Origin of the sequence: Actinomycetospora atypica, assembly GCF_042653685.1 — a bacterium.
Taxonomy (GTDB): Bacteria; Actinomycetota; Actinomycetes; order Mycobacteriales; family Pseudonocardiaceae; genus Actinomycetospora; species Actinomycetospora atypica.
Genome location: NZ_JBHSIV010000066.1, coordinates 1 through 12,891, shown reverse-complemented (window position 1 = coordinate 12,891; position 12,891 = coordinate 1). Strand labels below are relative to the sequence as shown.

Sequence of the window (12,891 nt, the reverse complement as noted above, 5' to 3'; positions counted from 1 at the left end):
GCACGGCGGCTCGCGCCCCGGGTCCGCGAGGCCGCCGCGTCGCTCGGGGCCGCCGGGGTCGAGCGACGGCTCGTCTCGCGGCTGCGCGGCGCCGGGGTCCGGCTCGGGGTCGCCGGACCCCGCAACCGGCCGGTGGCCGGCTGGTCGTCGCTCACCCCCACCGAGGCGCGCGTCGCCGAGCTCGTCGGCCGGGGCACCCCGGGGCCGGAGATCGCGACCCGTCTCGCGATCTCGCCGCGCACCGTGCAGACCCACGTGTCGAACGCGCTGCGCAAGCTCGGGCTGAGCACCCGGGTGGAGCTGGCGGCCCTGGCCAACCGGCCCGACGAGGACCGCTGACGCCCGATCGGCCGACCGTGTCTACGTCATCGCGCGGATGTTCCGACCGTGGATCTCGGTCACGCTACGTGGCAGGCACTACGTCGAAAGGTCGGTCATGTCGTTCTTCCTGGTCATGTGGGCCATCCTCCTGGTGGGGCTGGCACTCCACGTGCTCCTCGACCGGTCCCCGGCCCGCCGGACGGGTGCCCGGGTGCTCGAGCTGACGTCCGTGTGGTTCGTGGTGGTCGGCCTCGGGGTCAACGGGGTGCTGGCCGGGCTGGTGCACCTCGGCCCGGGCGCGCCGGCCGCGGCCGGGAGCATCGGCTGGTCGCCCTCGCCGTTCCAGTGGGAGAACGGCGGGTCGGACCTGGCCGTCGGCCTCGCGGGAGTCGTCGTCGCGTGGCGGCGCTTCCGCGGTGGGTGGATGAGCGCGGTCATCGCGATCGCGTTCGTCCAGCTCTGGCTCGACGGGATCCAGCACGTCACCCAGTGGCTGATCCACGGCAACACCGCGCCCGACAACGTCGGCGCGATCCCGACCTGCTTCCTCGTCCCGCTGATCGCCGCGGTCACCACCTGGGCCGCCCGCCGCGCCGCCCGGTCGGCCGCCGCCTCCGGACACGCGCCCGCCCACGAGCGCGTCGCCGCCTGAGCCCCACCCCCCTCGTCGTCCGGGAAGGACCCCTGTCGTGCCCCTGTCCTCGATCGTGATCATCCTGGCGATGGTCGGCTACGCCGTGTACCGGCAGTCCCAGCGCCACGAGATCGTCGGTTCCTCGCGGTTCAAGCTCGCGATCATCTACGGCGTCGTCGGGATCGCCATCGGCGGCTACCACGTGCCCGCGGGCGGCCTGGCCTGGACGTTCCTGCTGGTCAGCATCGCGCTCTCGGTGGTCGTCGGGCTCGCCCGCGGCCGGTTCACCCGGGTCTGGCCGGAGAACGGCGGGGTGTGGGCGCAGGGCACCCCGCTCTCGATCGGGCTCTTCCTCGGGCTCGTGGTCGCGAAGTTCGCGCTCGGCACGGTCGCCTACTTCACCGGGGTCAGCGACTCCGGGGGGATCGGCGAGGTGCTGCTGATGATCGCGGTCATGGTCGCGTTCCAGGCCGAGATCGTCTGGCGGCGCGCCCGCCCGCTCGGCGCCCGGGAGTCCTCGGCGGACGGTGTCCGGGTCGCCCGTTAGCGTGGGCGGCGTGCGAGTGGCGACCTGGAACGTGAACTCCGCGAAGGCCCGTGAGCCCCGCCTGCTGGGCTGGCTCGACGAGCGCGCGCCCGACGTCGTGTGCCTCCAGGAGACCAAGCTCTCCGACGAGGCGTTCGAGGAGACCTTCGGGGCCGCGCTCGCCGAGCGCGGCTACGAGGTGGCCCACCACGGCGAGGGCCGCTGGAACGGCGTCGCCCTGCTCTCGCGCGTGGGTCTCGAGGACGTGGTGAACGGCCTCCCCGGAGCGCCCGGTTTCCCCCACCAGGAGGCCCGCGCGGTCAGCGCCACGTGCGGCGACCTGCGGGTGACCAGCGTCTACGTGCCGAACGGCCGCGACCGCGAGGACCCGCACTACGCCTACAAGCTCGAGTGGCTGGGCGTGCTGCGCGACATGGTCGAGGCGGGCGACCCCTCCTCGACGATCGTCGCGGGCGACTTCAACATCGCCCCGGCCGACCTCGACGTCTACTCCGTCGAGGCCTTCGCCGAGTCCACCCACGTCACTGCGCCCGAGCGCGACGCGCTGGCCGCCATCGAGAAGACCGGCCTGCACGACGTGATCCGCGACCGCTGGGTCGACGTGCCCGCCTTCACCTACTGGGACTACCGCGGCGGCGCGTTCCACCAGGACCGCGGGATGCGGATCGACCTCGTCCTCGCCGGCGCCCCGGTCGCCGAGCGCCGCGCCGCCGCCTGGGTCGACCGCCTGGCCCGCAAGGGCACCGGCCCCTCCGACCACGCGCCCGTGATCGTCGACCTCGACACCGCCCCCGACGGCGACATCGGCCCCGTGGTCCCGCCGCCCTCGATGGGCGCCAACCGTGGTCGGTCCCGGAAGAAGGCCTGACCCTCGTCCGGGTCGATCCGCCTGAGCAGGCGGAACAGCGCCGGCCCAACCGAGTCACGCCGACTCGGTTCGCGCCGTGACATGTGTCCTGACTGCTGGGCGGGAGCGACCCTGGAGCGGCGCCGACCGAGTCACGTTGACTCGGTTGTGGCCGGGACGTTCGTGCAGTCCGGCGGGCCGGCACGCTCCAGCCAGCGGCGGCACCGAGTCGCCGCGACTCGGTACCCGGCTCGGCGACCTCGCCGATCGGCCCCCGCGTGGCAGCGAGAGGGGGGATGCTCAACGCTGTGATCGACGTCAGGGCCGAGCGCGAGGCCGCCGTCGAGGCGACGGTGGACGAGCTCACGGCGCTCGTGGTCGACCAGCTCGTTCCCGTGGTGCACCGCTACCGGAACGAGACCGCCCGGCGTCTCGGCCTCGGCCTGCCGGAGCTGCTCTGCCTCGACCTGCTGCGCTACCTCGGCCCGCTGCCGAGCGGCACCATCGGCGACCGGGTGGGGCTGACCCGCAGCACCGTCTCGAAGATGCTCCGTCGGCTCGAGCAGGGCGGGCACGTGCGGCGCGGCGCGAGTGTCGATCATCCCCAGGGCGTCGAGGTGTCTCTCGTGCCGCACGACGAGCGGGACCGGCTCCTCGCTGTCTTCCGGAGGGACGTCCGCGCTGCAGTGCGCTCCGCGGTGACGACCCACGGACTGCACCGGGACGACCGCCGGCTTCACGTCGCCGGGCTGCTCATCCAGCTCGTCCACGGTCTGCACCGCACGGCGACGAGCGAGTCGGAGCGCCTCTGGTGGCGGCGGGCGATCGTCCGCCGGCGCCGGGCGCGCCTCGCTGCAGGCGCGCGCTGACGTCGGGGCCGGGGATCAGACCGTCTCGAGCGGGCCGACGTGGGTCACGTGGACGACGGCCGAGCCGACCTCGTCGGAGGCGTCGAGGTCGACGGTGGCGGTGATGCCCCAGTCGTGGTCGCCCTCGGGGTCGGCGAACACCTGGCGCACGTCCCAGGTCCGGCCGTGGTCGGTGACGCGGAACAGCGACGGGCCGCGGGCCTCGGGGCCGGCGCCGAGGGTCGGGTACTCGGCGTAGTAGTCCTCCATCGCCGCCGCCCACACCTCGAACGAGGGGCCGTCGTCCTCCAGCTCGGCCAGGTCGGCGGCCCAGCGGCGTTCGAAGAGCTCGACGCGGCGGAACATCTGGTTGCGCACCAGCACCCGGAAGGCCCGCTCGTTGCGGGTGACCGGCGGCGGGGCGTTGTCGACCGGGGCGGAGTCGGCGCCCGCGGCGTCGAGCTCGGTGGGGTTCGACAGCGTCTCCCACTCGTCGAGCAGCGAGGAGTCGGTCTGGCGGACGAGCTCGCCGAGCCAGGCGATGAGGTCGTCGAGGTCCTCGGTGCCGGCGGTCTCGGGGATCGTCTGGCGCAGGGCGCGGTAGGCGTCGGTGAGGTAGCGCAGGACGAGACCTTCGGAGCGCGCGAGCTTGTAGTGCGAGACGAACTCGACGAAGTTCATCGCCCGCTCGTAGAGGTCGCGCACCACGGCCTTGGGGGAGAGCTCGGCGTCGCCCACCCACGGGTGGCCCTTGCGGTAGGTCTCGAACGCGGGCTCCAGGAGCTCGGCGAGCGGCTTGGGCCAGGTGATCTCCTCGAGGCGCTCCATGCGCTCCTCGTACTCGATCCCCTCGGCCTTCATCGCGCCGACGGCCTCACCGCGGGCCGCGTTCTCCTGGGCGCGCAGCACCTGCTTCGGGTCGTCGAGGGTCGACTCGACCACGGAGACGAGGTCGAGGGCGAGGGTCGGCGACTCGTCGTCGAGCAGGTCGAACGCCGCGAGCGCGAAGGGTGAGAGCGGCTGGTTGAGCGCGAAGTCGACCTGGAGGTCGCCCACGAGCCGGACGGTGCGGCCGGCCTCGTCGGGAACCTCCAGGCGCTCGACGACGTCGGCCTCGATCAGGCCGCGGAAGAGCTGGATCGCGCGCAGGATGAGGCGGCGCTGGGTGGCGCGGTCGGCGTGGTTCTCCTCGAGCAGGTGGCGCATCGCCGGGAAGTAGGGGCCGGGGCGCTGGGCGACCTGCAGCAGCATCGCGGTGGTGACCCGCATCTGGCTGGTGAGCTGCTCGGGCTGGGCCTCGACGAGCTTCTCCATGGTGCGCTCGGACCAGGAGACGAAGCCGTCGGGCGCCTTCACGCGCACCACGCGCCGCTGCTTCTTGACGTCGTCGCCCGCCTTCGCCATGCGCTTGGCGTTCTCGACCTCGTGCTCGGGGGCCTGGACGACGACGTAGCCCGCGACGTCGTACCCCGCGCGGCCCGCGCGCCCGGCGACCTGGTGGAACTCGCGGGCGCGCAGGTGGCGCACCCGCTGGCCGTCGAACTTGGTGAGCGCGGTGAACAGCACCGTGCGGATGGGGATGTTGATCCCGACGCCGAGGGTGTCGGTGCCGCAGATCAGCTTGAGCAGCCCGGCCTGGGCGAGGGTCTCCACGAGCCGGCGGTACTTCGGCAGCATCCCGGCGTGGTGCACGCCGATGCCGTGGCGGACCAGGCGCGAGAGGGCCCGCCCGAACCCGGCGGTAAAGCGGAAGGAGCCGATCAGCTCGGCGATCCGCTCCTTCTCGGCCTTCGTCGAGACGTTGAGGCTCATCAGCGCCTGCGCCTGCTCGACGGCCGCGGCCTGCGTGGTGTGCACGATGTAGACCGGCGCCTGCTTGCCGGTGATCAGCTCGGAGATCGTCTCGTGCAGCGGCGTGGTCGACCAGCGGAAGCTCAGCGGCACCGGGCGCTCGGTGTTCGCGACGACCGCGGTCTCGCGGCCCGTCCGCCTCGTCAGGTCCTCCTGGAAGAACGAGACGTCGCCGAGGGTCGCCGACATCAGCAGGAACTGGCACTGCGGCATCTCGACGATCGGGACCTGCCAGGCCCAGCCGCGGTCGGGGTCGGCGTAGAAGTGGAACTCGTCCATGACCACCTGGCCGACGTCGGCCGTCGCGCCCTCGCGCAGCGCCCAGTTCGCCAGGACCTCGGCGGTGCAGCAGATGACCGGCGCCTCGGGGTTGACCGCCGCGTCGCCGGTGAGCATCCCGACGTTGGCGTACCCGAGCTGCGCGCCGAGGGCGAAGAACTTCTCGCTCACCAGCGCCTTGATCGGGGCCGTGTAGACCGAGCGCTCGCCGCGCGACATCGCCGCGACGTGCGCGCCCAGGGCGATCAGCGACTTCCCCGACCCGGTGGGCGTCGAGACGATCACGTTGGCGCCGGTGACCAGCTCGATCAGGGCCTCGGCCTGGGCCGGGTAGAGCTCCAGCCCGCGCTCGGACGCCCAGGCCGAGAACCCCTCGAACAGCTCGTCGGGGTCGGCGCCGGGTGCGGGAAGCAGGGTCGGGGTGCTCATCGCCGTCCATTCTCCCCGAGCGACCTGGGTTAGCGTGGGCGCCCGTGGATGTCGAGGTCACCAGGTTGCCGGGGATCGGGACCAAGCAGGAGTTCGTGACGAGCGGCGGACGGCGTCTCGGGGTGCTGACCCACCGCGACGGGCACCGCGAACTGCTCCTCGCGGCCCAGGACGACCCCGACTCGTGCGCGGCCGCGGTGAAGCTCTCCGAGACCGAGTGCAACGCGCTCGGGACGCTGCTCGGGGCGCCGAACCTGGTCGCGCAGCTGCAGGGGGAGCAGCGGGAGGTCGAGGGCGTCAACACCGCCCAGTTCCCGGTCGCCGAGGGCTCGCCGTACGTGGGGCGCCCGCTGGCCGACACCGCGATGCGCACCCGGACGGCCACCTCGATCGTCGCCGTCGTCCGCGACCACGTCGTCTCCCCATCGCCCCGCCCCGACTTCGTGTTCGCCGCCGGCGACCTGGTGGTGATCGTCGGGACCGGCGACGGCCTGGCCAAGGCCGCGGAGATCCTCGAGAACGGCTGATCCCCCCGTGGAGACCGCACTCGCCCTCGAGGAGCTCGGCGCCCTGTTCTTCGGGCTCGGGGTGCTGGGCCGCCTCGCCGGCCGGATCGGGATCTCGCCGATCCCGCTGTACCTGCTCGGCGGCCTCGCGTTCGGCTCCGGCGGGCTGCTGCCGCTGAGCGGGATCGGCGGGTTCACCGAGCTCGCCAGCGAGGTGGGGGTGGTGCTCCTGCTGCTCCTGCTCGGGCTGGAGTACTCGGCCACCGACCTCGTCACCGGGCTCAAGCGGTCGTGGCTCGCCGGGATCGTCGACATGGTCCTCAACGCCACCCCGGGCGCGATCGCGGCGCTGATCCTCGGCTGGGGCCCGGTCGGGGCGCTGGCGATGGCCGGGGTGACCTGGGTGTCGTCGTCGGGGATCATCGCGAAGGTCCTCGAGGACCTGGGCCGGCTGGGCAACCGGGAGACCCCCGCGGTGCTGTCGGTGCTGGTCATGGAGGACCTCGCGATGGCCCTCTACCTGCCCGTGACGACGGCGGTGCTCGCCTCGCTCGGATTCCTCGCCGGGCTGCGCACGGTCGCGATCGCGCTGGTGCTGCTCGTGGTGGTCCTCGTCGTCGCGCTGCGCTTCGGGGGCGCCGTCTCGGCGGTGGTCGACTCGCCGAGCTCGGAGGTCTTCCTGCTCCGCGTGATCGGGGTGGCGCTGCTCGTCGCGGGGGTCGCCTCCCAGCTGCAGGTCTCCGCCGGGGTCGGCGCGTTCCTGCTCGGGATCGCGATCAGCGAGGAGACCGCCGAGAACGCGACGAGGGTGCTGAGCCCCCTGCGCGACCTGTTCGCCGCGGTGTTCTTCGTGGTGTTCGGTCTCAACACCGACCCCGCGCAGATCCCCGCCGTCGTGCCCGCCGCGCTGGCCCTCGCCGTCGTCACCACCATGACGAAGATCGGGACCGGGTGGTTCGCCGCCCGCCAGGCCGGGGTGGGCTCGCTGGGTCGATGGCGGGCCGGGGCGGCGCTGGTCGCGCGCGGGGAGTTCTCGATCGTCATCGCCGGGCTCGCCCTGACCTCGGCGTCGGTCGACCCCGGGCTCGCGCCCCTCGCGACGACCTACGTGCTCCTCATGGCCGTCATCGGCCCGGTGCTGGCCCGGTTCGTCGTTCCGGCGCACGGCGCGGTGCGCAGCCGCCTGGGGCGCACGGCGGCCTGAGTGCCGCCGGACGGCGGGTACGTCGGGGAGCAGCGGGTACCAGAGGATCATGTCCCGCACCTCGACGTCCTGGTTCCCGCGTGCGCTCGGCGTCGCGACCGCCGCCTACAGCGTCGCGATCATCGCGAGGCCCGAGCTGTTCGCCCGGCCCACCAAGCTCGGCCGCAACCGCGAGGAGCTCTCCCACGGCACCCTGATCGGCATCCGCGCCCTCGGGGGCCGCGACCTCGCGTCGGGGCTCGCGATGGCGTTCGCCCCGGAGGGCGAGCCGCTGCGGACCGCCGTCGCCGTCCGGGTCGGCTCCGACCTCGTCGACCTGGTCCTGCTCGGCACGAGCCTGCCCGACCGGGAGGCGCGCACGAAGGCCGTCTCGGTCGCGGGTGCGTGGGGTGCGCTGTGCGCCGTCGGCTGGTGGCTGGCCTGACCGCGCTCAGGCGCTCTCGGCGACCGACTCGACGCGCAGGTGGTAGACACCGGCTCCCGCGGTGAGCGGGTGCAGGTCGTAGTGGTGGACGACCTTCGGACCGTCGTGGAGGTGGGTGTGGGTCACCGTCGGCAGGGGAGCCCCGTGGCGGGCGTCGCGGACCTCGACGCGACCGTCGAGGGGGCCGCCGAGGAAGAGCAGGACCGCACTGGCGGAGTCGTCGTCGGTCATGGTCTTCCTTCCCGGGGTCTCAGGGTTGCCGAACAGGGTAGGTCGGCCCGATCGCGGGCGCAGCGTCCGTCCGGGGCAACTCATGACCGCGGGTGACGACGGCGTGACCGCGGGCGACGAGGACGACCTGGAGCTGCAGGTGTCCGGCTGGACCGCCCCCGGCACCGCGCCCCTGGTGCCCGAGGTGACGCTGCTGCTCGCCGACGACATCCACCGCACCTGGTCGCGCACCGACGAGGAGGCCCCGCCGTTCTGGGCCTTCGCCTGGGCCGGGGGACAGGCCCTCGCGCGCTACGTGCTCGACCGGCCCGAGGTCGTCGTCGGGAAGCGCGTGCTCGACCTCGCCGCCGGGTCGGGCATCGTCGGGATCGCCGCGATGCGGGCCGGCGCGGCCGCCGTGGTGATGTCGGACCACGACGCCCGGGCCCGGATCGCCGCGCGGCGCAACGCCGAGCGCAACGGCGTGGCCGCGGAGGTCGTCGGGGACCTGGTGGGCGACGACGACGGTCCGGCGCTCGACGTCGACGTCGTCCTCGCCGGCGACGTGTTCTACGAGCAGCCGATGGCGCGGCTGATGCTCGACTTCCTCGACGAGGCGGCCGGTGTCGGCATCGACGTGCTGGTGGGCGACCCGGGCCGGGAGTACCTGCCGCGCCGGCGGGTGGAGGCCCTCGCCACCTACGACGTGCCCGACACCGCCGACCTCGAGGGGCGCTCGGTGACCCCGACGACGGTGCACCGCCTGCGCTGAGGGCTCTACGCCCAGGGACACACGCTCGCAACGTCATCGCGCACCGGTGGAAATGATTGCGCACAATCCTCGTCGGCGAGTCCCCCCACCGAAAGGCTCCCCGTGCCCGACCTCTTCAGTCCGTTCACCCTCAAGGGCGTCACGGTGCGCAACCGCATCGGCATGTCGCCCATGACCCAGCACGCCTGCCTCGACCGCAGCGGCGAGATGAACGACTACCACGTGATGTACCTCGGGGCCCGGGCCGCGGGCGGCTTCGGCCTGGTCTTCCCCGAGCAGGTCGCGATCGTGCCGGAGGGGCGCACGACCGTCGACTGCGCGGGCATCTGGACCGACGACCAGATCGAGGGGCACGCCCGCGTCACCGCGATCATCAGGCGGCAGGGCGGGGTCGCCGGCATCCAGCTCGGGCACACCGGGCGCAAGGGCAGCGAGGTCGCGGCGCACGACACCGTCGGGGAGTTCGGGCCCGGCGCGCAGCTCCCGCCCGAACACGACCGCGGCTGGGTCTGCTCCGGTCCCTCGGACGTCCCCTACGGCGGCGACCACCCCTACGAGGTCCACGCGCTCACCCGCGAGGAGATCAAGGACCTGCACCGCCGCTACGCCGACGCCGCCCGGCGGGCCGCCGACGCCGGTTACGAGTGGCTGGAGATGCACTTCGCGCACGGCTACCTGGGCGCCGAGTTCTTCTCGCCGCTGGCCAACCGGCGCGACGACGAGTACGGCGGCTCGCTGGAGAACCGCGCCCGGTTCCTGCTCGAGGCGCTCGACGCGGTCCGGGAGGTCTGGCCCGAGCACCTGCCCCTGACGATGCGCCTGGGCTCGGACGACTTCCACCCCGACGGCATCCAGTTCGAGGAGTCGGTGCAGGCCGTGGCGTGGATGGCCGAGCACGGCCTCGACGCCGCCGACATGAGCCTCGGCTTCAACACCGACGACATGGCCACCAAGCCGCCGATGAACGACCCGGGCTTCATGCTCGAGCGCTCCGCCCGTATCCGCCGGGAGGTCGGCATCCCGACGGTCTGCTCGTGGAACCTGGGCGTGCCGCAGAACGCGAACCGGGCGATCGAGGCCGGGCTGACCGACCTCGTCCTGCTGGGCCGCCCGGCCCTGTCGAACCCGCACTGGCCGCTCTGGGCCGCCCGCGAGCTCGGCCACGAGGCGCCGTTCTCGCTCCTGCCCGACGACTGGCGGCACTGGCTGGAGAACTTCCGCGGGCACGCGGCCTCCATCGGCCTCCCGCCCACCGGCTCGTGGACCCCGGCGCCGGAGGACGAGATCGCGGTCCTGCGCTCCGCCTGAGGCCTCGTGCCCGGCCTGCTCGGTGATCCACCTCTAGGGTTCCCGACGAGGGTGTGCGTGCGTTTCCGTGTCCCGACACGGGAACGCACGCACGAGACCGAAGGTCGAAGGAGGTCGCATGCGTGCGGTGCAGGTGAGCAAGCTCGAGGGACCGGGGTCGCTGGAGGTGGTCGAGCTCGACGAGCCGACCCCCGGCGAGAACCAGGTCCTCATCGACGTCGAGGCGGCCGGGGTGGTCTTCCCCGACCTGCTGCTCACCCGGGGCGAGTACCAGATGCGCCCCGAGCTGCCGTTCGTGCTGGGCTCCGAGGTCGCGGGCACCGTCCGGTCGGCCCCCGAGGGCTCCGGGTTCTCGGCGGGCGACCGGGTCGCGGCGCTGTGCGTGGTCGGGGGCTTCGCCGAGTCGGTGCTCGCGCCCGTCGACCAGACGTTCCCGCTGCCCGACGCCGTCTCGTTCGACGTCGGCGCCGGCCTGCCGATGAACTACCTGACCGCCGAGTTCGTGCTCGCCCGCCGGGGCCGGCTCGCCGAGGGGGAGACGGTCCTCGTCCACGGCGCGGCCGGCGGGGTCGGGATCGCCTGCATCCAGTTCGCGAAGGCCCGCGGCGCGACGGTGATCGCCGTGGTGTCGACCGAGGGCAAGGCCGAGGTCGCCCGGGCCGCCGGCGCCGACCACGCGGTGATGGTGGACGGCTTCAAGGACGCCGCGCTCGAGATCACCGGCAAGAAGGGCGTCGACGTGGTGGTCGACCCCGTCGGCGGCGACCGCTTCACCGACTCGCTGCGGTCGCTGGCCCGCGGGGGACGGGTCGTGGTCGTGGGCTTCACCGGCGGCGAGATCCCGACGGTGAAGGTGAACCGGCTGCTCCTGCGCAACACCGAGGTCGTCGGCGCCGGCTGGGGCGAGTGGGCGTGGAGCACCCCCGGCTTCATGCGCGGGCAGTGGGACGACATCGCCGACGACATCGCCTCGGGCCGCCTCGCGCCGCCGCTCAGCGCCACCTACCCGCTCGCGGAGACGACGGCCGCGGTCAACGAGCTCGCCGAGCGCCGGGTCGCGGGCAAGGTGATCGTCCACCCGCGGGCCTGACAGTAAGCTCCGCTACGGCCCACGTCGTCGTCGGGAAGGTCACGGGATGCTCGCGCACAGCCGCACCGGGAGCGGGGAACCGCTGCTCCTCATCCACGGCATCACCCACCGCCGCCAGGCGTGGGACACCGTGACCGCGGCGTTGGCCAAGGAGCACGAGGTCATCGCCGTCGACCTGCCCGGCCACGGCGAGTCCGACGACGTGGCGCCCGACTTCGACGGGTCGAGCGCACCGCTGGTCGAGGCGGTCGAGGGACTCGTGACCGACCTCGGCCTGCCCACCCCGCACGTCGCCGGGAACTCCCTCGGCGGGCTGATCGCGCTGGAGATGGCGGCACGGGGTACGGCGGTCTCGGCGACGGCGCTGTCCCCGGCCGGGTTCTGGTCGCCGGTGGGCCAGGCCTACGCGCGGGCGGTGCTCGGCGGGGCGTCGGCGCTGCTGCGGCGCTGGCCCCGCGAGCGGCTCGACCGGGTGCTCGCGACCGGCGTCGGGCGCGCGGCGCTGCTGGGCGCGCTCGTCGCGCACCCCGGGCGGCAGGACCCGGCGGTCATGGCCGACGACCTGCAGGGGCTGGCCCACCCCCGCGAGGGCTTCACGACGATGCTCGCCGCGTTCGACCGCTGGACGGTGCCGCAGCGCTCGTCGGTCCCGACGATGGTCGGGTGGGGCTCGCGCGACATGCTCCTGCCCCGCGCCCAGATCCGGCGGCTGCGCCGGGCCCTGCCCGACGCGCGCGTCGTCGTGCTCCCCGGCTGCGGGCACGTACCGATGGCCGACGACCCGGAGCTCACCGCCGAGCTGATCCTCGGCAACGCCCGGGTCGCCCGCGCGTGAACGATGCGCGGGCGCTCATCCGTGGCACAGTGTCGCCCGTGGCCCACGAGAACGAGTGGTACTACTGCCTGAAGCACAACGCGGTCGAGCCCTACGACGGCTGCCGCTCCGCCGACCGGCTCGGTCCGTATCCCGACAAGGAGACCGCCGGCCGCGCCCTCGAGATCGCGCGGGAGCGCACGGAGGCCGAGGACCGCAAGGACCGCGAGAACTCCTAGTGGCCCACGAGTACCGGCTGACTGTGCGCTGGTCGGACGACCCGGGCACCGTCGACTACCGGTCCTACACGCGCGACCACGTGGTCTCCGCGCCCGGCAAGCCCGACCTCGAGGGCTCCGCCGACCGGTCGTTCCGCGGGAACGCCGGGCGGTGGAACCCCGAGGAGTTGCTGCTCGCGGCCCTCTCGGAGTGTCACCTCCTCAGCTTCCTGCACGTGGCGGCCGAGGCCGGCGTCGTCGTGACCTCCTACGTCGACGAGCCCGTGGGCCGGATGACGAGGGACGACGACGGCGGCTGGTCGTTCGCCGGGGTGGTGCTGCACCCCGCGGTCACGTCCACCGGGGACGCCGACCTCGGGGAGCTGCACCACGCGGCCCACGAGGCGTGCTTCATCGCGCGCTCGGTGGCCTTCCCGGTCACGGTCGAGGCTCAGTAGCCGCCGCCGGAGGAGTACGAGTCGCCGTACCCACCGCCCGCGGCGGGCGCGGGGCTCGCCGCGCCGTAGCCCTCGCCGACGCCCGCGGCCGGAGCGGCCGGAGCGGCCGGAGCCCCCGCCGCGGCGCCCGG

At 73.6% G+C, this 12,891-nt stretch carries 16 protein-coding genes; 14 read left to right on the top strand and 2 right to left on the bottom strand.

From position 1 onward, the window contains the following. The 5 genes from ACFPBZ_RS29025 to ACFPBZ_RS29005 form a co-directional block, all read left to right on the top strand. Positions 1-339: helix-turn-helix domain-containing protein (locus ACFPBZ_RS29025; protein WP_378039591.1), on the top strand; the 339-nt coding region annotated here is incomplete at its 5' end. Between the two features lie 97 nt (positions 340-436). Then, positions 437-973, top strand: a complete 537-nt coding sequence (locus ACFPBZ_RS29020) for a DUF6790 family protein (protein ID WP_378039590.1) — start codon at positions 437-439, stop codon at positions 971-973. Between the two features lie 37 nt (positions 974-1,010). After that, positions 1,011-1,502, top strand: coding sequence for a hypothetical protein (locus tag ACFPBZ_RS29015; protein ID WP_378039589.1), 492 nt, complete (start codon positions 1,011-1,013; stop codon positions 1,500-1,502). 10 nt (positions 1,503-1,512) lie between these two features. Further along, positions 1,513-2,370, top strand: coding sequence for an exodeoxyribonuclease III (locus ACFPBZ_RS29010; RefSeq protein WP_465251521.1), 858 nt, complete (start codon positions 1,513-1,515; stop codon positions 2,368-2,370). 287 nt (positions 2,371-2,657) lie between these two features. Beyond that, the gene (locus ACFPBZ_RS29005) at positions 2,658-3,218 is read left to right on the top strand and encodes a MarR family transcriptional regulator (protein WP_378039587.1); all 561 of its coding nucleotides are present in this window, start codon (positions 2,658-2,660) and stop codon (positions 3,216-3,218) included. A gap of 15 nt (positions 3,219-3,233) precedes the next feature. Here ACFPBZ_RS29005 and ACFPBZ_RS29000 read toward each other — a convergent pair whose 3' ends face one another. Beyond that, the gene (locus ACFPBZ_RS29000) at positions 3,234-5,756 is read right to left on the bottom strand and encodes a DEAD/DEAH box helicase (RefSeq protein WP_378039586.1); all 2,523 of its coding nucleotides are present in this window, start codon (positions 5,754-5,756) and stop codon (positions 3,234-3,236) included. Positions 5,757-5,800: 44 nt separating this feature from the next. On the opposite strand from ACFPBZ_RS29000, the gene ACFPBZ_RS28995 reads away from it, so the two are divergent. Genes ACFPBZ_RS28995 through ACFPBZ_RS28985 form a run of 3 tightly spaced genes read left to right on the top strand, consistent with a single transcriptional unit; the run spans position 5,801 to position 7,890 of the window. Beyond that, positions 5,801-6,283, top strand: coding sequence for a cation:proton antiporter regulatory subunit (locus tag ACFPBZ_RS28995; RefSeq protein ID WP_378039585.1), 483 nt, complete (start codon positions 5,801-5,803; stop codon positions 6,281-6,283). Between the two features lie 7 nt (positions 6,284-6,290). After that, positions 6,291-7,466, top strand: coding sequence for a cation:proton antiporter (locus ACFPBZ_RS28990; protein ID WP_378039584.1), 1,176 nt, complete (start codon positions 6,291-6,293; stop codon positions 7,464-7,466). A gap of 49 nt (positions 7,467-7,515) precedes the next feature. After that, positions 7,516-7,890 carry a hypothetical protein gene (locus ACFPBZ_RS28985; RefSeq protein WP_378039583.1) on the top strand — a complete coding sequence of 125 codons (375 nt, stop codon included), beginning with the start codon at positions 7,516-7,518 and terminating at the stop codon, positions 7,888-7,890. A gap of 6 nt (positions 7,891-7,896) precedes the next feature. Here the strand turns inward: ACFPBZ_RS28985 and ACFPBZ_RS28980 are convergent, their stop codons facing one another. Then, positions 7,897-8,121, bottom strand: a complete 225-nt coding sequence (locus ACFPBZ_RS28980) for a hypothetical protein (protein ID WP_378039582.1) — start codon at positions 8,119-8,121, stop codon at positions 7,897-7,899. 82 nt (positions 8,122-8,203) lie between these two features. Here ACFPBZ_RS28980 and ACFPBZ_RS28975 point away from each other — a divergent pair, with 82 nt between their 5' ends. The 6 genes from ACFPBZ_RS28975 to ACFPBZ_RS28950 all read left to right on the top strand — a co-directional run bounded on the left by ACFPBZ_RS28975 (position 8,204) and on the right by ACFPBZ_RS28950 (position 12,760). Further along, complete coding sequence (locus ACFPBZ_RS28975) at positions 8,204-8,872, top strand: class I SAM-dependent methyltransferase (RefSeq protein WP_378039581.1); 669 nt, start codon at positions 8,204-8,206, stop codon at positions 8,870-8,872. 102 nt (positions 8,873-8,974) lie between these two features. Then, the gene (locus ACFPBZ_RS28970; protein ID WP_378039580.1) at positions 8,975-10,180 is read left to right on the top strand and encodes an oxidoreductase; all 1,206 of its coding nucleotides are present in this window, start codon (positions 8,975-8,977) and stop codon (positions 10,178-10,180) included. Positions 10,181-10,298: 118 nt separating this feature from the next. Next, entirely contained in the window at positions 10,299-11,270 is a 972-nt protein-coding gene (locus ACFPBZ_RS28965) for an NADPH:quinone oxidoreductase family protein (RefSeq protein ID WP_378039579.1), read from the top strand. A gap of 46 nt (positions 11,271-11,316) precedes the next feature. Then, the gene (locus ACFPBZ_RS28960) at positions 11,317-12,105 is read left to right on the top strand and encodes an alpha/beta fold hydrolase (protein WP_378039578.1); all 789 of its coding nucleotides are present in this window, start codon (positions 11,317-11,319) and stop codon (positions 12,103-12,105) included. Between the two features lie 38 nt (positions 12,106-12,143). Further along, complete coding sequence (locus tag ACFPBZ_RS28955; RefSeq protein ID WP_378039577.1) at positions 12,144-12,323, top strand: hypothetical protein; 180 nt, start codon at positions 12,144-12,146, stop codon at positions 12,321-12,323. After that, entirely contained in the window at positions 12,323-12,760 is a 438-nt protein-coding gene (locus tag ACFPBZ_RS28950; RefSeq protein WP_378039576.1) for an OsmC family protein, read from the top strand. Before ACFPBZ_RS28955 ends, ACFPBZ_RS28950 begins: the two co-directional genes overlap by 1 nt. Positions 12,761-12,891: the final 131 nt, after the last annotated feature.